The sequence below is a fragment of the Nonomuraea sp. GTA35 genome (genome assembly GCF_041950525.1).
Lineage (GTDB): Bacteria > Actinomycetota > Actinomycetes > Streptosporangiales > Streptosporangiaceae > Nonomuraea.
In genome coordinates this window covers 83,903-103,773 of sequence record NZ_JBGNUV010000024.1, presented here as the reverse complement: position 1 = coordinate 103,773, position 19,871 = coordinate 83,903, and the positions used below count along the sequence as shown (strand labels likewise).

Annotated in this window: 18 protein-coding genes; 2 read left to right on the top strand and 16 right to left on the bottom strand. The window is 67.7% G+C overall.

Translation table 11 applies throughout. The features are described 5' to 3' along the window. Positions 1-297: 297 nt before the first annotated feature. On the bottom strand, positions 298-951 hold the full coding sequence (locus ACBJ32_RS55440) for a hypothetical protein (protein ID WP_375133685.1): 654 nt from the start codon (positions 949-951) through the stop codon (positions 298-300). Positions 952-1,497: 546 nt separating this feature from the next. Here ACBJ32_RS55440 and ACBJ32_RS55435 point away from each other — a divergent pair. Further along, positions 1,498-2,133: a hypothetical protein gene (locus ACBJ32_RS55435; protein WP_375133684.1), complete on the top strand. Its 636-nt coding sequence runs from the start codon at positions 1,498-1,500 to the stop codon at positions 2,131-2,133. A gap of 228 nt (positions 2,134-2,361) precedes the next feature. Here ACBJ32_RS55435 and msrA read toward each other — a convergent pair whose 3' ends face one another. After that, the gene (gene msrA, locus ACBJ32_RS55430) at positions 2,362-3,024 is read right to left on the bottom strand and encodes a peptide-methionine (S)-S-oxide reductase MsrA (RefSeq protein ID WP_375133683.1); all 663 of its coding nucleotides are present in this window, start codon (positions 3,022-3,024) and stop codon (positions 2,362-2,364) included. Positions 3,025-3,145: 121 nt separating this feature from the next. On the opposite strand from msrA, the gene rarD reads away from it, so the two are divergent. Then, a complete protein-coding gene (gene rarD / locus ACBJ32_RS55425; protein ID WP_375133682.1) occupies positions 3,146-4,072 on the top strand; it encodes an EamA family transporter RarD in 927 nt (308 codons plus the stop codon). Here rarD and ACBJ32_RS55420 read toward each other — a convergent pair. The 14 genes from ACBJ32_RS55420 to ACBJ32_RS55355 all read right to left on the bottom strand — a co-directional run bounded on the left by ACBJ32_RS55420 (position 4,048) and on the right by ACBJ32_RS55355 (position 19,870). Next, positions 4,048-5,037, bottom strand: a complete 990-nt coding sequence (locus ACBJ32_RS55420; RefSeq protein ID WP_357888465.1) for a polyprenyl synthetase family protein — start codon at positions 5,035-5,037, stop codon at positions 4,048-4,050. The genes rarD and ACBJ32_RS55420 overlap by 25 nt on opposite strands. Before the next feature lie 15 nt (positions 5,038-5,052). Beyond that, complete coding sequence (nuoN, locus tag ACBJ32_RS55415) at positions 5,053-6,645, bottom strand: NADH-quinone oxidoreductase subunit NuoN (RefSeq protein ID WP_375133681.1); 1,593 nt, start codon at positions 6,643-6,645, stop codon at positions 5,053-5,055. Beyond that, positions 6,642-8,201 (bottom strand): NADH-quinone oxidoreductase subunit M, encoded by a 1,560-nt coding sequence (locus ACBJ32_RS55410; RefSeq protein WP_357888459.1) that lies wholly within the window; start codon positions 8,199-8,201, stop codon positions 6,642-6,644. Before ACBJ32_RS55410 ends, nuoN begins: the two co-directional genes overlap by 4 nt. Beyond that, positions 8,201-10,048, bottom strand: coding sequence for an NADH-quinone oxidoreductase subunit L (nuoL, locus tag ACBJ32_RS55405; protein ID WP_375133686.1), 1,848 nt, complete (start codon positions 10,046-10,048; stop codon positions 8,201-8,203). Before nuoL ends, ACBJ32_RS55410 begins: the two co-directional genes overlap by 1 nt. A gap of 71 nt (positions 10,049-10,119) precedes the next feature. Continuing rightward, entirely contained in the window at positions 10,120-10,416 is a 297-nt protein-coding gene (gene nuoK / locus ACBJ32_RS55400) for an NADH-quinone oxidoreductase subunit NuoK (protein WP_148433096.1), read from the bottom strand. Then, positions 10,413-11,216: an NADH-quinone oxidoreductase subunit J gene (locus ACBJ32_RS55395; protein WP_357888456.1), complete on the bottom strand. Its 804-nt coding sequence runs from the start codon at positions 11,214-11,216 to the stop codon at positions 10,413-10,415. The genes nuoK and ACBJ32_RS55395 overlap by 4 nt, the downstream gene beginning before the upstream one ends. Beyond that, on the bottom strand, positions 11,209-11,724 hold the full coding sequence (nuoI, locus tag ACBJ32_RS55390) for an NADH-quinone oxidoreductase subunit NuoI (protein WP_148433094.1): 516 nt from the start codon (positions 11,722-11,724) through the stop codon (positions 11,209-11,211). Before nuoI ends, ACBJ32_RS55395 begins: the two co-directional genes overlap by 8 nt. Next, a complete protein-coding gene (gene nuoH, locus ACBJ32_RS55385; protein ID WP_375133680.1) occupies positions 11,711-12,997 on the bottom strand; it encodes an NADH-quinone oxidoreductase subunit NuoH in 1,287 nt (428 codons plus the stop codon). Before nuoH ends, nuoI begins: the two co-directional genes overlap by 14 nt. Then, positions 12,994-15,348, bottom strand: a complete 2,355-nt coding sequence (locus ACBJ32_RS55380; protein ID WP_375133679.1) for an NADH-quinone oxidoreductase subunit G — start codon at positions 15,346-15,348, stop codon at positions 12,994-12,996. Before ACBJ32_RS55380 ends, nuoH begins: the two co-directional genes overlap by 4 nt. Before the next feature lie 17 nt (positions 15,349-15,365). Continuing rightward, positions 15,366-16,655 carry an NADH-quinone oxidoreductase subunit NuoF gene (nuoF, locus tag ACBJ32_RS55375; RefSeq protein ID WP_357875313.1) on the bottom strand — a complete coding sequence of 430 codons (1,290 nt, stop codon included), beginning with the start codon at positions 16,653-16,655 and terminating at the stop codon, positions 15,366-15,368. Further along, positions 16,652-17,308, bottom strand: a complete 657-nt coding sequence (gene nuoE / locus ACBJ32_RS55370) for an NADH-quinone oxidoreductase subunit NuoE (protein WP_225270942.1) — start codon at positions 17,306-17,308, stop codon at positions 16,652-16,654. Before nuoE ends, nuoF begins: the two co-directional genes overlap by 4 nt. Beyond that, positions 17,305-18,630 carry an NADH-quinone oxidoreductase subunit D gene (locus tag ACBJ32_RS55365; RefSeq protein WP_357875311.1) on the bottom strand — a complete coding sequence of 442 codons (1,326 nt, stop codon included), beginning with the start codon at positions 18,628-18,630 and terminating at the stop codon, positions 17,305-17,307. Before ACBJ32_RS55365 ends, nuoE begins: the two co-directional genes overlap by 4 nt. Beyond that, positions 18,627-19,322 carry an NADH-quinone oxidoreductase subunit C gene (locus tag ACBJ32_RS55360; RefSeq protein WP_375133678.1) on the bottom strand — a complete coding sequence of 232 codons (696 nt, stop codon included), beginning with the start codon at positions 19,320-19,322 and terminating at the stop codon, positions 18,627-18,629. The genes ACBJ32_RS55365 and ACBJ32_RS55360 overlap by 4 nt, the downstream gene beginning before the upstream one ends. Beyond that, positions 19,319-19,870, bottom strand: coding sequence for an NADH-quinone oxidoreductase subunit B family protein (locus ACBJ32_RS55355; RefSeq protein ID WP_357827072.1), 552 nt, complete (start codon positions 19,868-19,870; stop codon positions 19,319-19,321). Before ACBJ32_RS55355 ends, ACBJ32_RS55360 begins: the two co-directional genes overlap by 4 nt. Position 19,871 lies beyond the last annotated feature (1 nt).

The following is a 19,871-nucleotide window of genomic DNA, read 5'->3' as shown; positions in this document are numbered from 1 at the left end:
GCCGATTGGCCCAAGGCGCCGGTCTCGGGCGGAAAGATCTCAAAGACCCTGCACCGGAAGTAGGCATCCCCACGCGCCCTGGCCGACGGGGCGTGACTTGCCCCACCGTCATTAGCACCGGAAGCGGGGCGGCAGCAAATTCTCCGCTTTCGGCCATAGCTTCAAGTCGCATACGACCGATACAGCTCAAGGCCCCACGCAAATGGCACGGCTAAACGAACGCAAGAAGGCACCGAAGTTGGGCACGCCTCTCCCATGATCGCCAGGGAAGTTCGTCGACTAGGCGGAGGGAGCACCTTAGACATCATCAGTTCCCGAGCTTCGTCTGACGATCCTTTTGGTCAGCGGAAGCCCTTCAACGATGCCGAGTGTGACCTCGTATCGCACGCCGCTACGATAATCGAACACAATAGTCCACAGCCCTGTTTCAAGATCATGCGCTTCTGAGATCAGCCTGAGATCCTCGTGATCAAACTTGTATGCTGATGCCGCACTAATCTGCGCTCGGAAAATTGCCTCCTCTCGCTCCAAGGGCATGTCCTCTATTGGGAGCCCTGCAGCCGACTGCCGGGATCGCATCAGTCGTACAAGGCTTTTGAAACCCTCGTACGCAGCGGAGCCAGCTATGCCAGAGCCTACCCATTCGGCAAGCTGCAGAACGATGGTGTATCCGGAGCCTCCCGCTCCCCACTCGAACCAGTTCTGCAGAAGCCTGAGGTCGCGCGGCACACGCTCCCCGTTCTGCCATGTGAGCGCATCTACCTGCTGGATGAGCCATTCCCGTGTCCACGCAGGGCCATCAAGATCTGGATCGCTGAAATCTACTGTCCAGACCTCGCTGGCAGGCAGAGAGGGATGCGACACCAGATGCACTTCTACGCTCACAGAAGTGACACGGTCATGCATCAACTCGTGTACGTCTGTTTCGGGCAGCCGTTCCATATCGCTCATGCAACGAGCATAGCGCTCAGACGACTCCGCCCTATAGGGCCGAGTATGGCTTCCTTGCGGACCCGCAGTCATGCCCCCACTCCTGCTACCGCAGAACCCAAGCCGATGCGTCAACCCACAAATAGGGCCGAAGAGCTGCAAACGGCACCAAACGGAACAATATGGGCTTTGTCCTGAGGCGCCAGGACCAGCTAGTCTATCAAGACCATCCGTCACGCTTCATAGCGACCGAAGCAAGGCACAAGAATGCTGGAAGAAATTATAGGCGGCGCCATTGTGGCCGCCATTGGCGCTATCGGGCTAGTCTTCCGCGGGCAGATACAAAACTGGTGGAGCAAGCGACAGCCCATCCGAGTGGCAGAGGATCACAGCACCCCAGATTCATGGCAACTCGCGTTGCCCAGCACTCTGCCATCGATGGGTCGCCCCGGCCGCGAAGCTCGCACCTTAACAGCCAGTTCGCCCGATACGCTCTACCCGACGTCTTCCGAGATTGCCTATCACTGGGTCCGAGCTGCTGGCGGAATAGATTACAAGAGCACACGGTTGAGACTCTTCCTGCAGGGTGCGACCAAAGATACGATCTCTATATCCAACATACGAGTGGTGGTCGATAAACGGCAGCCACCGGCTAGGGGTGCTCACATAAATTGTCCAAGCGCAGGCTCGCTAGACACCCTCACGCTTTCCACAGACCTGGACGCAACCCATCCCACGCTCTGGGCCTTCTCAGAAGTGGATCACGAGAAGGTTGGGGAGACTCCCTATTTCGTCAGCCACTCAATCTCGCTCTCACAAGGGGAAATCTTCGACCTATGTGTGGTCGCAAAGACCGAAAAATTCCGCTGCGACTGGCACATCGAGATTGACTATCGTGTCGGGCTAGAGAAAAGGGGAAGCATACGGGTCCCCAGCAAGAGCGGTCTATCCTTCCGTACGTCTGGACACCCCGAGGACGGTTTCCTAGAGGAGTGGGACTGGGCCTGGTATGAGGAGAGTGGGCCGTCGTTCATAGAGGTAAGTGAGCGCAACAAGGAGCTGAACTCCCTCTCCCTCGATCTGGACCCCACAGTAGAGTTCGGCGAATCAGACGAGCTTTCGAACACGGACGAGGCCGGCGAGTTGGCGGATATGGAAGGCTATGTACCTGACCAGCCCCCGCCCAAGCCGTCGGATGACTGAACTTCAGCTACGTCATACTTTTTGCATCCCTGCACGCGTGGGCGGTGCTGGCCGCGACCGGCCCCCAGGCCGCAGCGCGGCCAGCGACCGCCCGACGCGCGGCGGGCCGCCGCAGGCGGCACGCCCTTGACCTAGTAAGGAAGGTTGTCGCCGAAGACGGCTCTGGCCCATGATCGACGCTGGACGTGCCGGGCGACCATGAGCCAGGATCTAGCTATTTCCGCAGGTCTACGCTTCGCCGGAGGTCAGGCCCACCGGACAGGCCACGCCGGTGCCGCCGATCCCGCAGTACCCGTTTTTGTTGCGGTGGAGATACTGCTGGTGATAGTCCTCGGCGTAGTGGAACGGCCCGGCCGGGGCGATCTCCGTGGTGATCTCGCCGTAGCCGGCGTCCTTCAGCACCCTCTGGTACGCCTCCCGCGCCCCCTCAGCCGCCTTCTGCTGCTCGGGCGAGTGGTAGTAGATCGCCGACCGGTACTGGGTGCCGACGTCGTTGCCCTGGCGCATGCCCTGGGTGGGGTCGTGGGCCTCCCAGAAGACCTTCAGGAGCTCCTCGTACGACACCTGGGCCGGGTCGAAGACGACCCGGACGACCTCCGCGTGTCCCGTGAGGCCGCTGCAGACCTCCTCGTACGTCGGGTTCGCGGTGTAACCGCCCTGGTAGCCGACCGCCGTCGTGTAGACGCCGGGCGTCTGCCAGAACTTGCGCTCGGCGCCCCAGAAACAGCCCAGGCCGAAGTCGGCGACCTCCAGGCCCTCCGGGTACGGAGGCGCGAGGGGGGCGTCGAGGACCGCGTGGCGGGCCGGGACGGGGATGGGGTCCGGGCGGCCCGGGAGCGCGTCCTCGGGTCGGACCATCGATGTCTTGTTGCCGCCGAACAGCCAGCCCATAGCGCTACCTCCATAGGTCAGTTCCAGCCTACACACGCCCCAACACTTAAGGACGTCTACACATTTCCGCTTAGTGGACGAAATTTGTGTTTAAAGGTGGTAAGGCCCGACAATCGGGTACATGCCTGACCTTCGGCGTGGCGTGTTCTTCGGGATCGCCGCCTACACCATGTGGGGGCTGTTCCCCCTCTACTGGCCCCTGCTCAAGCCCTCCGGAGCCGTCGAGATCCTCGCCCACCGGATGGTGTGGTCGCTGGTGGTGGTCGTCGCCGTGCTGGCTCTGCGCAGGCACTGGGCCTGGGTCAAGGAGATGGTCCGCCAACCGAAGAAGCTCGGCCTGCTGACCCTCGCCGCCATCTTCGTGACCGTCAACTGGGGCACCTACATCTACGCCGTCAACACCGGCCACGTCGTGGAGAGCGCCCTCGGCTACTTCATCAACCCGCTGGTCAACGTGCTGTTCGGCGTGGTGCTGCTGCGCGAGCGCCTGCGTACCCTGCAGTGGGTGGCGGTCGGGTTCGGCGCGCTGGCGGTGCTGGTGCTGACGCTCGACTACGGGCGCCTGCCCTGGATCGCGCTCACGCTGGCCTTCAGCTTCGGCGTCTACGGGCTGGTCAAGAAGAAGGCGGGCGTGGCCGCCACCGAGAGCCTGGCCGTCGAGACGCTGGTCCTGCTGCTGCCCGCCCTCGCCTACGTGGGGTTCCTGCAGGTGTCGGGGCAGGGCACGTTCGCGCAGGAGGGCGCCGGGCACGCGCTGTTGCTGGTGGGGGCCGGGGTCATCACGGCCGTGCCGCTGCTCTGCTTCGGCGCGGCGGCCATCAGCGTGCCGCTGAGCACGATCGGGCTGCTGCAGTACATCGCGCCGATCCTGCAGTTCGGGTGCGGGGTGCTGATCGCCAAGGAGGTCATGCCGTCGAGCCGGTGGATCGGGTTCTCGATCGTGTGGCTGGCCCTGGCCGTCTTCACCTACGACAGCCTTCGGGCGGCACGGGTGAACCGTACCGCCCGTAGAGCCGCAATGCTTCAGCCGGAGCGCTCGACCACGTAGTCGCAGAGCGCCAGGAACGCGTCCTTGGCCGGGATGTCGGGCAGGCCCGAGATGTCGGCCCGGGCGCGGTCCACCCAGGCCTCCAGCTCCGCCCGGGCCCGCGCCATGCCGGAGTGGGCGCGCAGCAGGGTGAGCGCCTCCTCGACGTCCTCCTCGGCCACGGGGCCCGACAGCAGGGCCGTCAGGCGCGGGGAGTCGCCGGCGGCCAGGGCGTACAGGACCGGCAGGGTCTTGATTCCCTCCCGCAGGTCCGTGCCGGGCGTCTTGCCGGACTGGGCGCCGGACGAGGCCACGTCCAGCAGGTCGTCGCCGAGCTGCCAGGCCACGCCGATCGCCTCGCAGGCGCGGCTGAGGCGCTCCTCCACGTCGGCGGGGGATCCCGACAGCAGCGCGCCGAAGCGGCCGGAGGCGGCGATGAGCGAGCCCGTCTTGTCGGCCAGGACGCCGAGGTAGTGGGCGATCGGGTCCTCGCCGGCGCGCGGGCCGATGGTCTCGCGGATCTGGCCCTGGACGAGCCGGGAGAACGTCTGGGCCTGGATCCGGATCAGCTCGGGGCCGAGGTCGGCCAGGAGGTCGGAGGCCTGGGCGAACAGGTAGTCGCCGGTGAGGATCGCCACGGTGTTGTCCCACCGGGCGTTGGCGGACGGGGAGCCCCGGCGGACCGGGGCCTCGTCCATGACGTCGTCGTGGTAGAGCGAGCCGAGGTGGGTCAGCTCGATGACCACGGCGCCGGGCACCACGCCCGGCGCCGACGGGTCGCCGAACTGGGCGGCGAGCAGCACCATCAGCGTACGGAACCGCTTGCCGCCCGCCTCGATGAGGTGCTTGGACACCTCGGTGACGAAGGCGTCCTCCGTCTCCACCGACGAGCGCAGGAGCTTCTCGACTGCGGCCAGCCCGTTGGCCACGTCCTGCGCCAACCGCTCGTCCGCAATGGGAAGGTCAACCACGGGTGGCGCAGACATACGAGATCCCCTTGTCTATCTGATGAACAGGCTGCTGGCAGCGTCGTTGGCAACACCGAGCACGGACTCCGGGTAGAGCCCCACCCCTACGGTAACCAGCAGCGAAACCGCGATGACTGCCACGGTCCCCATACTGGGGGCCGCGACCGCCGGGCCGTCGGCGGCCGGCTCGCTGAAGAACATCAGCACGATCACGCGGACGTAGAAGAACGCGGCGATCGCGGAGGCGACCACGCCCAGCACCACCAGGCCGGCCATCCAGCCGCCCATCGAGTCGCCGGGCTGGGTGCCGCTGTTCAGCGCGGCGGCGAAGATGGCGTACTTGCCCATGAAGCCGCTCGTCAGCGGGATGCCGGCGAAGGCGAGCAGGAAGAAGGCGAACACGCCGGCCAGGACGGGCGCGCGCTTGCCGAGCCCGGCCCAGCGGGACAGGTGCCCCGCCTCGCCGCCCGGGTCGCGCACCAGCGTCAGCACGGCGAACGCGCCGACGGTGGTGATGCCGTAGACCGCCAGGTAGAACAGGATCGCCTTGAGCGAGCCGGCGTTCTGCTGGGCGCTGCCGTACGTGGCCATCACGCCGACCAGCAGGAAGCCGGCGTGCGCGATGGACGAGTACGCCAGCATGCGCTTGATCTCGGTCTGCGTGATCGCCAGGATCGAGCCGACGACCATCGTGAGCGCTGCGACGGCCCAGATGACCGGCCGCCACTCCCAGTCGAGGTTGCCCAGACCGACCCAGAACACCCGCAGCACGGCCCCGACGGCCGCCACGAGCGTGCCGGAGGCCATGAGGGCGGTGATGGGCGTCGGCGCGCCCTGGTAGACGTCCGGCTTCCAGGCCTGGAACGGCGCCGCGCCGATCTTGAACAGCAGGCCCACGCCGAGCATCGCGAACCCGATCAGCAGCAGCGGGTCGAGCGCGTTGCCCGCGGCCATGGCCTGGTTGATGCCCGGCAGCGAGACGGTGCCCGCGAAGCCGTAGACCATCGCGGTGCCGTACAGGAAGAACGCCGAGGAGAAGGCGCCCAGCAGGAAGTACTTCATCGACGCCTCCTGCGACAGGAGGCGGCGCCTGCGGGCCAGGCCGCACAGCAGGTACAGCGGCAGCGACATGACCTCGAGGGCCACGAACATCATCAGCAGGTCGTGCGCGGCCGGGAAGAGCAGCATGCCGCCCACGGCGAACAGGACCAGCGGGTAGACCTCGGTGTGGCCGGTGCCGTTGTCGTGCGCCTCGGCCTCCTCCTCGTCGGCGCTGCCCGGCACGGCCGCGGCGGAGGCCACGAAGTGCCCCTCGTCGTTGATCAGCAGCACGCAGACGAACGACAGGACGAGGATGATGCCCCAGATGAACAGCGAGGGGCCGTCCACGGCGATCGCGCCCATGGCGGAGGGCGTGGTGGACACCTGGCCGCGCACCGTCTGCACCAGGACCAGCGCGAACGCGCCGGCCAGGCTCAGCAGGGTGAGCGGCACGTGGATGGACTTGCGCAGGTAGCGCGGCGCGAACGCCTCGACGAGCACGCCGATGCAGGCCGCGCCGAAGATGATCAGCAGCGGCGCCAGCGTGCCGTACTCGATCGTCGGCGCTTCGATGGCGGGGTTCACTGACCTGTCCCCTTCTCAGCGATGGTGGAGGTGGGCACCTTCACGTTGGTCAGCGTCTGTTGCACAGACGGGTTGATCACATCGAGCAGCGGCTTGGGGAAGAAGCCGAAGCCGATGATGAGGGCGACCAGCGGAGCCAGCACCCAGACCTCGCGGGCGTTCAGGTCCTTGAACGCCTTGACCGGCTCGGCCGTCGGCCCGTTCATGGTGCGCTGGATCATCCACAGGATGTAGACGGCCGCGAGGATGACGGCCACCGCCGAGATGATCGCGGCCACCGTCAGCGCGCCGGAGCCGTGCGCCTGGCTGGAGTACGTGCCGATCATCACCATGAACTCGCTGACGAACGACGACAGGCCCGGCAGCGAGAGCCCGGCCAGACCGGCGACCAGGAAGAAGCCCGCGAGCACCGGAGCGACCTTCTGCACGCCTCCGTAGTCGCTGATGAACGGCGACCCGCGCCTGGCGATGAGGAAGCCCGCCGCCAGGAACAGCGCGCCGGTGGCGAAGCCGTGGTTGACCATGTAGAGCGCCGCGCCCGACTGGGCGACGTCCGACATGGCGAACACGCCCAGGACGATGAAGCCGAAGTGCGAGATCGACGTGTAGGCGATGAGCCGCTTCATGTCGGTCTGGCCGATGGCCACGATGGCGCCGTAGATGATGCTGATGACCGCCAGCACGACGATCGGCATCGTGAACGCCTTGGCGGCCTCGGGGAACAGCTCCAGGCAGAAGCGCAGCATCCCGAACGTGCCGACCTTGTCCAGCACGCCCACCAGCAGCACCGCGGCGCCGGCCGGAGCCTGGGCGGCCGCGTCGGGCAGCCAGGTGTGCACCGGCCACAGCGGCGCCTTGATGGCGAAGGCGATGAAGAAGCCGCCGAACAGCCACTTCTGCATCGCCGGGTCCTGGATGGCCCCGACGAGCTCGGGGAACATGAACGTCTGCTTGCCCGCGACGAAGTACAGCCCGATGACCGCGACCAGCATGAGCAGGCCGCCGAAGAGCGAGTACAGCAGGAACTTGACGGCCGCGTAGGACCGCTGGGCGCCGCCGTACGACCCGATCATGAAGTACATCGGGATCAGCATGGCTTCGAAGAAGACGTAGAACAGGAAGATGTCGGTCGCCGCGAAGACGCCGATCATCATCGCTTCCAGCACCAGCAGCAGCGAGAAGTACGTCTTGACCGACCGCTTGGGCGTGATCAGCGTGCCGTCGGCGGTCTTGACGCCGTCGGCGTCGTGCCAGGAGGCCAGGATCACGATCGGCACCAGCACCGCCGACAGCGCGATGAGCACCAGGGCCACGCCGTCCACGCCGACCCCGAACTTCACGCCGAAGCTCGGGATCCAGTTGTACTCGGCGACATATTGGAAGCGATCGCCGGACGGCTTGAACCCGGCGGCCACGACGCCCGTGAGGACCAGCACCAGCAGCGAGACGAGCAGCGCTACCTGCTTGGCCAGCTTGTCACTGCCCTTGGGAAGCAGGGCCACCACGACGGCGCCCACCACGGGCACCGCCATGAGTATCGGAAGCCAGGGTGACATCAGATGTTCCCAACGAGGAGCAGGGCGCCGGTCAGCAGGGCGGCACCGATGAAGATGGACAGCGCGTACGTTCTGGCGAAGCCCGTCTGGACCCGCCGCAGGCGCCCGGAGCTGCCGCCGATGCCCGCCGCCAGGCCGTTGACGATCCCGTCGATGCCGCGGTTGTCGAAGAACACCGCCAGACGGGTCAGCCACTGGCCGGGGCGCATGAAGAGCGACTCGTTGAGCGCGTCACCGTAGAGGTCGCGCCGGGCGAACGTGGTGAGGAAGGAGCCGCGCGGCTGCACCGACGGCACCTCGACCCGGCCGTACTTCATCCAGGCGAATCCCGCGCCGACCGCGACCAGCGCGAGGGTCGCCAGACCCGGCGTGCTGGTGAAGTGGAACTCCGGACGCTCCGCCGGCGCGCCGACCGCGGGGGCGAGGAAGTCCAGGAGCCGGTTGCTCAGGACGAGGTAGCCGCCCAGGAAGATCGAGCCGAGCGACAGGATCATCAGCGGCACCGTCATGACCAGCGGCGACTCGTGCGGGTGCGCGTCGTCGGCCCACCGCTTCTGGCCGAAGAAGGTCATGAAGACCATCCGCGACATGTAGAAGCCGGTGATGCCGGCGCCCAGCACGGCCAGCCAGCCGAGGATCGGCTGGTGGTGCACCGCGGTCTCGATGATGCCGTCCTTGGTGAAGTAACCGGACAGCAGCGGGAAGCCGATGATCGCCAGGTAGCCGATGAAGAACGTGGCGAACGTGATCGGCATGACCTTGCGCAGTGCCCCGTACTTGCGCATGTCGACCTCGTCGTTCATGCCGTGCATGACGGAGCCGGCGCCGAGGAACATGTTGGCCTTGAAGAAGCCGTGCGTGATCAGGTGGCCGATCGCGAAGGCGTAGCCCGCCGGGCCGAGGCCCGCGCCGAGCATCATGTAGCCGATCTGCGACATCGTCGAGCCGGCGAGGCCCTTCTTGATGTCGTCCTTGGCGCAACCGATGATCGCACCGGCGAGCAGCGTGACGGCGCCGACGATGGCGACGGCGAGCGCGGCGCCCGAGCCCTCGGGGAAGAAGAACGCCCCGGAGCGGACCACCAGGTAGACGCCGGCGGTGACCATGGTCGCGGCGTGGATGAGGGCCGAGACCGGGGTCGGGCCCTCCATGGCGTCGAGGAGCCAGGACTGCAGCGGGAGCTGCGCCGACTTGCCGCAGGCGCCGAGGAGCAGCAGCAGGCCGATGGCGAGCATGGTGCCGTTCGTCTGGCCGGGCTGGATCTGCTCGCCCAGCTCCTTGAAGGTCAGGGTGCCGAACGTGGTCCAGATGATGAACATGCCGACCAGCAGGCCGAAGTCACCGACGCGGTTGACGACGAACGCCTTCTTGGCCGCGACCGCCGCGGTCGGCTTGAACTGCCAGAAGCCGATCAGCAGGTACGAGGCCAGGCCGACGCCCTCCCAGCCGATGAACAGCCCGACGTAGTTGTCGGCCAGCACCAGCAGGAGCATCGCGGCCACGAACAGGTTCAGGTAGGCGAAGAACCTGCGGCGGTGCTCGTCGTGAGCCATGTAGCCGATCGAGTAGATGTGGATCAGCGAGCCCACACCGGTGATCAGCAGCGCGAAGCTGATGGACAGGGGGTCGATGAGCAGCCCCATGTCCACCATGCCGGGGATGAACTCGTACAGGTGCACCGCCCGGCGGCGCTCCTCCGCCCCGAGCCCGAGCAGCTCGAAGAACGCCAGCACCGCCACGACGAACGAGGCGAGGGACATGGCCACGCCCAGCAGATGGCCCCAGCGGTTGGTGAACCGGTTGAACACCAGCAGGATGAACGCCCCGACCAGCGGGAGGGCGATCATCAGCCAGGCGTTGCCGATCACTCCACCGGTGTGCGGCGTGATCTCAGCGATATGAGATTCCACCAGTCACCTCAGTACTTCAGCAGGTTCGCGTCGTCGACGGACGCGGACCTGCGGGTTCGGAAGATCGTCACGATGATGGCCAGGCCGACCACGACCTCGGCCGCGGCCACCACCATCACGAAGAACGCGATGATCTGGCCCTCCAGGTTGCCGACCTGCCTGGAGAAGGTGACGAAGGCGAGGTTGCAGGCGTTGAGCATGAGCTCCACGCACATGAACACCACGATCGCGTTACGCCTGATCAGCACGCCCATGGCGCCGATGGCGAAGAGAATGCCGGACAGGACGAGGTAGTGCGTCGTCACTTGGTCACCTCATTGGTCTCGGCGTCCTTCTCCGCCTCGGTCGGCGCCTCGTCGATCTCGGCCGTGTGCTTGATCGCCTCGGCGAGCCTGGGGTCCTCGGGCAGGTGGTCGTGCTCGACGTCGTAGCGCGCGATGTACCGGTTGACCGAGGACTCGGCGACCGACCCGTCGGGCAGCAGCGCCGGCATGTCGATGGCGTTGCTCCTGGCGTAGGTGCCGGGGCCCGGCAGCGGCGACGGGTGGTCGCCGAGGAACCGGGCGCGGGACAGGTCCTTCTGCGTGACCTTCTCGGTGAGCTTCTCGCGGTGCGCGAGCACCATCGCGGCCAGCGCGGCGGTGATCAGCAGCGCCGAGGTGATCTCGAACGCGAACACGTACTTGGTGAACAGCAGCAGCGCGATCGAGCGGATGTAGCCGCCCTGCCCGGTGGCCTGCGCCAGGCCGGCCTGCGGCGCGAAGACCGCGTTGCCGACGGCCAGCACGATCAGCGCCAGGAAGCCGAGGCCCGCCAGGATCGCCCAGAAGCGCTGCCCCTTGAGCGTCTCGACGAAGGAGTCGGAGGAGTCCACGCCCACGAGCATGAGCACGAACAGGAACAGCATCATGATCGCGCCGGTGTAGACGATGATCTGCACCGCCGCCAGGAAGGGCGCGTCCTGCACCGCGTACAGGACGGCCAGGCAGAGCATCACGGTGCCGAGCATCAGCGCGGAGTAGACGGCCTTGCGGTTGAAGACCATGCCGAGCGCGGCACCGACGGACACGACGGCGAGCACCCAGAAAGTGATGGTCTCACCCATTGGTCCGCCCCAGCCGGTAGTAGTCCTCTTCGGTCTCACCGAGCCGCATGGGGTGCGGCGGCTGCTCCATGCCCTGGGTCAGCGGCGCGAGCAGCATCTCCTTGGTGTAGATGAGGCTCTCGCGGTTGGTGTCGGCGAGCTCGTACTCGTTGGTCATGGTGAGCGCGCGGGTCGGGCAGGCCTCGATGCACAGGCCGCACAGGATGCACCGCAGATAGTTGATCTGGTACGTGCGCCCGTAACGCTCGCCCGGCGAGAAGCGCTCCTCCTCGGTGTTGTCCGCGCCCTCGACGTAGATCGCGTCGGCGGGACACGCCCAGGCGCACAGCTCGCACCCGACGCACTTCTCCAGCCCGTCGGGCCAGCGGTTGAGCTGGTGACGCCCGTGGAAGCGAGGAGCCGTGGGCTTCTTCTCCTCCGGGTAGTTCGTCGTGACGGGCTTCTTGAACATCGTGTGGAAGGTGACCCCGAAGCCCTTGACGGGGTTCAGCCAATCAGTTAGTCCCACTGGGAATCTCCTTGTGCTGCACCCCGTGGTAGTGCGGCAGGTCGAGCGGCGGCACAGGGAAGCCACCGGCCGTCGGCTCCTCGGACAGTTGCGCGAACTCGGCGTCCACCTGTGCCTTCCTGGCCTCCTTGCGCCGCTGATTCACGGTGTCGAACCGCATCCAGATGGCCAGCGCGGCGATCACGATGACCACGCCCAGCCCGATGCCGAGCGTCCGGTTGCCGTCGTTGACCACCACGTTGCGCACCGCGGCCACCAGCAGGATCCAGGCCAGGTTGACCGGGATCAGCACCTTCCAGCCCAGCGACATCAGCTGGTCGTAGCGCACCCGCGGCAGCGACGCGCGCACCCACACGATGAAGCAGAACGTCAGCACGAACTTGATGAAGAACCACAGCACCGGCCACCAGCCCTGGTTGGCGCCCTCCCAGAACGTGGAGATCGGCGCCGGAGCCCGCCAGCCGCCCAGGAACAGCGTCACCGCGATGCCCGAGGCGGTGAAGGTGTGCAGGTACTCGCCCATCATGATGAGCGCGAACTTCAGCGACGAGGAGTACTCGGTCTGGAACCCGCCGACCAGCTCGCCCTCGCCCTCCGGCAGGTCGAACGGGATGCGCGCGGCCTCGCCGAACATGCACACCACGTACACCAGGAAGGACGGGATGAGCAGCACCGCGAACCAGGTCTGCTCCTGCGCCTTGACGATCTCGGAGGTGGACAGCGTCCCGGCGAACAGGAAGATCGCCACGAACGACAGCCCCATCGCGATCTCGTAGGAGACCACCTGGGCCGCCGAGCGCAGCCCGCCCAGCAGCGCGTACGGCGAGCGCGACGACCACCCGGCCAGCACCACGCCGTACACCGACACCGCGCCCATGGCCAGCATGAACAGCACCGCCACCGGCAGGTCCACCAGCTGCAGCGGCGTCTCCACCCCGAACAGGTTCACCACCGGCCCGAACGGCACGATGGAGAAGGCCAGGAACGCCGGCACCACCATGATCACCGGCGCCAGCAGGTAGAGCACCTTGTCCACCGTCCGCGGGAAGATGTCCTCCTTCAGGCCCATCTTCAGGCCGTCGGCCACGGACTGCAGCAGGCCGAACTTGCCGGCCCGGTTGGGGCCGTAGCGGTGCTGCATGCGCGAGATCAGCTTGCGCTCGAACCAGACGCCGAACAGGATGCCCAGCATCAGGAAGGCGAAGAGCATCACGGCCTTGATGATGGTGATCCAGAGCGGATCGTGGCCGAAGTTCTCCAGGGTGGGACTCATGAGGCGCTCCCGATGGTGACGATGTCGCCGGCCACCGCGCGCAGGTCACGCGTGACCGAGCAGCCGCCGGAGTTCGCCGGCACCCAGACCACGCGGTCGGGCAGGTCGGCTACGCGCACCGGCAGGGTGACGTTCTCACCGACGACGAGCTTGTCGCCGTCCGTGACGCCCAGCTCGGCGGCGGTGCTCTCCGAGACCAGCGCTTCGGCGGTGCGGGCGGTGCCCGCGAGGTACGGCTCGCCGTCCTGCAGCCTGCCCTCGTCGAGCAGCAGGTGCCAGGTGGCCAGCAGCGCCTGACCCTGCTCCGGCATGTCCAGGGCGCGGGCCAGCGCGACCGGCGCGCTGACGCGGCTGCCGCGCCACGAGCCGAGGCTGGACAGCTCGCGCCGGGCGGCCTTGGCGTCCGGCAGGCCCAGGTGCACGTCCATGCGGTCGGCCAGGTTGCCGATCACGGCGAGGTCGGACTGCAGGCCCGGCACCTTGAGCGGCGCCTCGAACGAGCGGCCCCTGCCCTCCCAGTTGACGAACGTGCCGCCCTTCTCCTGCACCGCGGCGACGGGCAGGACCACGTCGGCGCGGTCGGTGACGGCGCTGGCGCGGATCTCCAGGCTGACGATGAACGGCGTGTGCTCCAGAGCCTCGAGCGCCGCCGCGGGGTCGGGCAGGTCGTAGGGGTCCACACCGGCGACGACCAGCGCGTCCAGCTCGCCGTCGCGGGCGGCGGCGAGGATGCCGGAGGTGTCGCGGCCGGGCGTGGCGGGCAGCGAGGCCACGTTCCACGCCCTGGCGACCTCGGCCCTGGCGCTCTCGTCGTCCACGGGGCGGCCGATCGGCAGCAGGTTGGGCAGCGCACCGGCCTCGACGGCGCCGCGCTCACCGGCCCGGCGCGGGATCCAGGCGATCCTGGCGTCGGAGGAGGCGGCGAGGCGGACGACGGCGGACAGCGCGCCCGGCACGGTGGCCAGACGCTCTCCGGCCAGCACGATCGTGCCCTCGGCCAGCGTGCCGACCAGGTCGCCGATCGCGTCGGCCTCGGCGCCGGGGGCGGTACGGATGAGCGTGCCGCCCATCTTCACCAGGCCGGGCGAGGCGAACGGCGCGATCGAGGTGACCTTGAGGCCCTTCTTCCGCCACGCCTTGCGCAGGCGCAGGAAGAGGATCGGCGACTCCTCCTCGGCCTCGAGGCCGACGAGCAGCACGTGCGGGGCGTTCTCGAGGTCGGTGTAGCTGATCTCGATGCCCTTGCCGGCCACCGCGTGGGCCAGGAACTGCGCCTCCTCGGCGGAGTGCGGCCTGGCGCGGAAGTCGATGTCGTTGGTGCCGAGCGCGAGCCTGGCGAACTTGGCGTAGGCGTAGGAGTCCTCGACCGTGACGCGGCCGCCGACCAGGACGCCGGCCTTGCCGCGGGCCTTGGCGAGGCCCTCGGCGGCCACCATCAGCGCCTCCGGCCACGAGGCGGGCACGAGCACGCCCTCCTCGTTGCGGACCAGCGGCTGCTTGAGCCGGTCGGGCTGCTGCGCGTAGGTGAACGCCCAGCGGCCCTTGTCGCAGTTCCACTCCTCGTTCACCTGCGGGTCGTTGCCCGCCAGGCGGCGGGTGACCCGGCCGCGCCGGTGGTCGGTGCGCAGGGCGCAGCCGCCGGCGCAGTGCTCGCACGAGCTCGGCGTGGACACCAGGTCGAACGGGCGGGCGCGGAAGCGGTAGGCCGCGCCGGTGAGCGCGCCGACCGGGCAGATCTGCACCGTGTTGCCGGAGAAGTAGGAGTTGAACGGCTTGCCTTCGGCCGTGCGCACCTGCTCCTTGGCCCCGCGCTCGAAGAACTCGATGAGCGGGTCACCGGCGATCTGGTCGGAGAAGCGGATGCAGCGCGCGCACTGCACGCAGCGCTCGCGGTCGAGCAGGACCTGCGTCGACAGCGGCAGCGGCTTGGGGAAGGTGCGCTTCTGCTCCTGGAAGCGGGACTCGCCCTGGCCGTTGGACATGGCCTGGTTCTGCAGGGGGCACTCGCCGCCCTTGTCGCAGACCGGGCAGTCCAGCGGGTGGTTCATGAGCAGCAGCTCCATGGCCCCGCGCTGCGCCTTCTCGGCGACGGCCGAGGTGAGCTGGGTCTGCACCACCATGCCCTCGGCGACCTCGATCGCGCACGACGGCTGCGGCTTGGGGAAGCCGCGGCCGTTGCCCGCGTCGGGGATGTCGACCAGGCACTGCCGGCAGTTGGCGGCCGGGTCGAGCAGGGGGTGGTCGCAGAACCGGGGGATCTGGATGCCCAGCAGCTCGGCGGCCCTGATGATCAATGTGCCCTTGGGAACACTGACCTGGAACCCGTCGATGGTCAGGGTCACCAGGTTCACTTCTGTCTCTACGACGGTCACTGCTCACCCCAGAGAGTGGACTTCTTCGGGTCGAACGGACAACCGCCGATCTCGAAGTGCTTGAGGTACTCCTCGCGGAAGTACTTCACCGAGGAGTGGATCGGGCTCGTCGCGCCGTCTCCCAGCGCGCAGAACGAGCGGCCCAGGATGTTGTCCGCGATGTCGGTGATCGTGGCCAGGTCCTCCTCGGTGCCCTGGCCCTTCTCCAGGCGCTTGAGCACCTGCTTGAGCCAGTACGTGCCCTCGCGGCAGGGCGTGCACTTGCCGCAGGACTCGTGGGCGTAGAACTCGGTCCAGCGCAGCACCGTGCGGACCACGCAGGTGGTCTCGTCGAAGATCTGCAGCGCGCGGGTGCCGAGCATGGAGCCCTTGGCGCCGACCGCCTCGAAGTCGAGCGGCACGTCGAGGTGCTCGTCGGTGAAGATCGGCGTGGAGGAGCCGCCCGGGGTCCAGAACTTGATCTGGTGCCCCTCGCGGATGCCGCCTGCCATGTCGAGCAGCTCGCGCAGCGTGATGCCGAGCGGGGCCTCGTACTGGCCGGGCCTGGTGACGTGGCCGCTGAGGGAGAAGATGCCGAAGCCCTTGGACTTCTCGGTGCCCATCCCGGCGAACCACTCGGCGCCGTTGGCGATGATCGAGGGAACAGACGCGATCGACTCGACGTTGTTCACGACAGTAGGCGAGGCGTACAGGCCCGCCACGGCCGGGAACGGGGGCTTGAGCCGCGGTTGACCTCTGAAGCCTTCCAGCGAGTCGAGCAGCGCCGTCTCCTCGCCGCAGATGTACGCGCCCGCGCCACTGTGCACGACGAGCTCCAGATCGAAGCCGGAGCCGAAGATGTCGGTGCCCAGGTAACCCTTCTCGTACGCCTCGCGCACGGCCGCGTGCAGCCGCCGGATGACGTGCAGCACCTCGCCGCGCACGTAGATGAAGGCGTGGTTGGCCCGGATCGCGTACGAGGTGATGATGATGCCCTCGACCAGCGAGTGCGGGTTGGCCATCATCAGCGGGATGTCCTTGCAGGTGCCCGGCTCCGACTCGTCGGCGTTGACGACGAGGTAGTGCGGCTTGCCGTCGCCCTGCGGGATGAAGCCCCACTTCATGCCGGTGGGGAAGCCCGCGCCGCCGCGGCCGCGCAGGCCCGAGTCCTTGACGGCCTGGATGACCGCGTCGGGGTCCATGCCCAGGGCCTTCTTCGCCGCCTCGTACTCGCCGTAGGAGTCGAGGGTGAAGGAGTTGGGCTGGTCCCAGTTCGCGGTCAGGACCGGTGTCAAAGTGGTGCTCATGCCTCCGGTGCCTTCCATCCCTTGGCCTTGGCGACCTTCAGGCCCTCCAGCGAGGCGCCGGCGGCCGACGGACCCTCGCCCGCGAGGTCGTCGGGCAGGCCCGAGAGCACGCGCGAGGCCTGCTTGAAGGTGCACAGCTTCTTGGGGCCGCGCGTGGGCGCCACGTCCTTGCCGTCACGCAGGTCGTCGACGAGCTGCTTGGCCGACTCGGGCGTCTGGTTGTCGAAGAACTCCCAGTTGACCATCATGACCGGCGCGAAGTCGCAGGCCGCGTTGCACTCCAGGCGCTCCAGCGAGATCTTGCCGTCGGCGGTCGCCTCTTCGTGACCGACGCCGACGTGCTCCGAGAGCTCCTCCCAGATCTGGTCGCCGCCCATGACCGCGCACAGCGCGTTGATGCACACGCCGACGTGGTACTCGCCGGCGGGCTTGCGCTTGTACATGGTGTAGAACGTCGCCACACCCGTGACCTCGGCCTTGCTGAGGCCGAGCATCTCCGCGCAGAACTCCTGCCCGTCGTCGGAGACGTAACCGTCCTCGGACTGCACGAGGTGGAGCAGCGGCAGCAGGGCGGAGCGCGTCTTCGGGTAACGCCCGATGATCTCCTTGGCGTCCCGCTCCAGACGCTCACGGATCTCCGGTGAGTAAGTCACCGGTCCACACCTCCCATGACGGGGTCGATAGATGCCACCGCGGCGATCACGTCGGCGACCTGGCCGCCCTCCGCCATCGCGGGGAAGCTCTGCAGGTTGCAGAAGGACGGCTCGCGGAAGTGCACGCGGTACGGCCGGGTGCCGCCGTCGCTGACCACGTGGGCGCCGAGCTCGCCCTTGGGCGACTCGATGCTGGCGTACGCCTGCCCGGCCGGCACCCTGAAGCCCTCGGTCACCAGCTTGAAGTGGTGGATGAGGGCCTCCATGGAGGTGCCCATGATGTGCGCGATGTGGTCGGGCGAGTTGCCGAACCCGTCAGGCCCGAGCGCGAGCTGCGCGGGCCAGCCGATCTTCTTGTCCTCGATCATGACCGGGTCGCCCTTGAGCGGACCGGCGATGCGGTCCAGCGCCTGCTCGATGATCTTGAGGGACTCCTCCATCTCCCGCATGCGGACGAGGTAGCGCGAGTACACGTCGCAGCCGCGCTCGGTGGCGACGTCGAACTCGTAGGTCTCGTAACCGCAGTAGGGCTGCGACTTGCGCAGGTCCCACGGCAGGCCGGCGGCGCGCAGGATCGGCCCGGTGACGCCGAGCGCCATGCAGCCGGTCAGGTCGAGGTAGGCCACGTCCCTGGTGCGGCGCACGTAGACGGGGTTCTCGTCGAGGAGCTTGCGGATGTCCTTGATCCGCTTGGGCATCTCCTTGAGGAACTCGCCGACCTTGTCCACCGCGCCGGCGGGCAGGTCCACGCTCACGCCGCCGGGGCGGATGTAGGCGTGGTTCATGCGCAGGCCGGTGATGTACTCGAACAGGTCCATGATCATTTCACGATCGCGGTACCCGAACAGGAACGGCGTGGTCGCGCCCAGCTCCATGCCGAACGTGCCCATCGCCACCAGGTGCGAGGCGATGCGGTTGAGCTCCATCATCATCACGCGGATGGCCTGCGCCCGCTCGGGCACGCGGTCGGTGATGCCGAGCAGCTTCTCCACACCGAGGCAGTACGCGGTCTCGTTGAAGATCGGCGAGAGGTAGTCCATGCGGGTCACGAACGTGGTCCCCTGGGTCCACGTCCGGTACTCCATGTTCTTCTCGATGCCGGTGTGCAGGTAACCGATGACGCCGCGCGCCTCGGTGACCGTCTCTCCGTCGAGCGTCAGCACCAGCCGGAGCACGCCGTGCGTGGACGGGTGCTGCGGGCCCATGTTGACGACCAGGCGCTCCTCCTCGGAGTCGCGCACGCCGGTGACGACCTGGTCCCAGTCAGCGCCGTTGACCGAATAGACCTTGCCCTCGGTCGCCTCGTCATAAGCGGTGCTCATGAGTAGCTCCTTCTCTGGTCAGGCGAGGGGATGGTGGCGCCGCGGTACTCGACCGGGATGCCGCCGAGCGGGTAGTCCTTCCGCTGCGGGTGGCCGTCCCAGTCGTCCGGCATCATGATCCGGGTGAGCCCGGGGTGACCGTCGAAGATGATCCCGAAGAAGTCGTACGTCTCCCGCTCGTGCCAGTCGTGACCAGGGTAAACGCTGACAGTCGATGGAATGTGCGGGTCGGAGTCGGGCGCGCTCGTCTCGACGCGCACGCGCCGGTTGTAGGAGATCGACACCAGGTGGATCACCGCGTGCAGCTCCTCGCCCGCCAGGTGCGGGTAGTGCACGCCGGACACGCCGGTCGACAGCTCGAAGCGCAGGGCGGGGTCGTCGCGCAGCTTCTGGCAGACCTCGACCAGGCGCTCGCGCTTGACGTGCAGGGTCAGCTCGCCGCGGTCGACGACCACGCGCTCGATGGCGTCGTCCATCGCCAGGCTGTCGACGATCTCGTCGAAGTAGCCCCCGTACGGGCGCGGCGTCGAGATCTGCGGCGCCCGGCGCACGACGAGGCCGCCGTAGCCGGAGGTGTCGCCGCTGTCCTGGGCGCCGAACATGCCCCTCCGGGCGACCGGCGGCTCCTGGGCCGCCGGCGCCTCCGGGACCTGCGCGTCCGGGACCTCGGGGAGGTTGTCGGGCGAGGTCACTTCGCGGCCCCCTGGTCGATCAGCGGCAGCGTGCGCAGCGCCTGCAGCTCGAGCTCCTCGATCTGCTTGGCGCGGTGCGCGCCGAACTTCGTGTTCTGGATCTTGTCGTGCAGCTTCACGATCGCGTCGATCAGCATCTCGGGCCGCGGCGGGCAGCCCGGCAGGTAGATGTCGACGGGGACGACGTGGTCGACGCCCTGCACGATGGCGTAGTTGTTGAACATGCCGCCGCTGGAGGCGCACACGCCCATGGAGATGACCCACTTGGGCTCGGCCATCTGGTCGTAGATCTGGCGCAGCACGGGCGCCATCTTCTGCGACACCCGGCCGGCCACGATCATCAGGTCGGCCTGCCGGGGAGACGCCGAAGCGCGCTCCATACCGAAGCGCGCCAGGTCGTAGTGGGGGCCACCGGTGGCCATCAGCTCGATGGCGCAACACGCGAGGCCGAACGTCGCCGGCCATACGGAGTTCTTCCGCGCCCACCCCGCGGCCGCTTCGACCGTGCTGAGGATGAACCCGCTGGGGAGTTTTTCTTCAAGTCCCATT

Excerpts from the sequence above, each read along its gene's own strand:
- ACBJ32_RS55440 (WP_375133685.1), bottom strand. The coding sequence starts at position 951 with ATGAGCGATATGGAACGGCTGCCCGAAACAGACGTACACGAGTTGATG.
- msrA (WP_375133683.1), bottom strand. The coding sequence starts at position 3,024 with ATGGGCTGGCTGTTCGGCGGCAACAAGACATCGATGGTCCGACCCGAG.
- rarD (WP_375133682.1), top strand. The coding sequence starts at position 3,146 with ATGCCTGACCTTCGGCGTGGCGTGTTCTTCGGGATCGCCGCCTACACC.
- ACBJ32_RS55420 (WP_357888465.1), bottom strand. The coding sequence starts at position 5,037 with ATGTCTGCGCCACCCGTGGTTGACCTTCCCATTGCGGACGAGCGGTTG.
- ACBJ32_RS55410 (WP_357888459.1), bottom strand. The coding sequence starts at position 8,201 with ATGTCACCCTGGCTTCCGATACTCATGGCGGTGCCCGTGGTGGGCGCC.
- nuoL (WP_375133686.1), bottom strand. The coding sequence starts at position 10,048 with ATGATCGCCCTCCCGCTGGTCGGGGCGTTCATCCTGCTGGTGTTCAAC.
- ACBJ32_RS55395 (WP_357888456.1), bottom strand. The coding sequence starts at position 11,216 with ATGGGTGAGACCATCACTTTCTGGGTGCTCGCCGTCGTGTCCGTCGGT.
- nuoH (WP_375133680.1), bottom strand. The coding sequence starts at position 12,997 with ATGAGTCCCACCCTGGAGAACTTCGGCCACGATCCGCTCTGGATCACC.
- nuoF (WP_357875313.1), bottom strand. The coding sequence starts at position 16,655 with ATGAGCACCACTTTGACACCGGTCCTGACCGCGAACTGGGACCAGCCC.
- ACBJ32_RS55365 (WP_357875311.1), bottom strand. The coding sequence starts at position 18,630 with ATGAGCACCGCTTATGACGAGGCGACCGAGGGCAAGGTCTATTCGGTC.
- ACBJ32_RS55355 (WP_357827072.1), bottom strand. The coding sequence starts at position 19,870 with ATGGGACTTGAAGAAAAACTCCCCAGCGGGTTCATCCTCAGCACGGTC.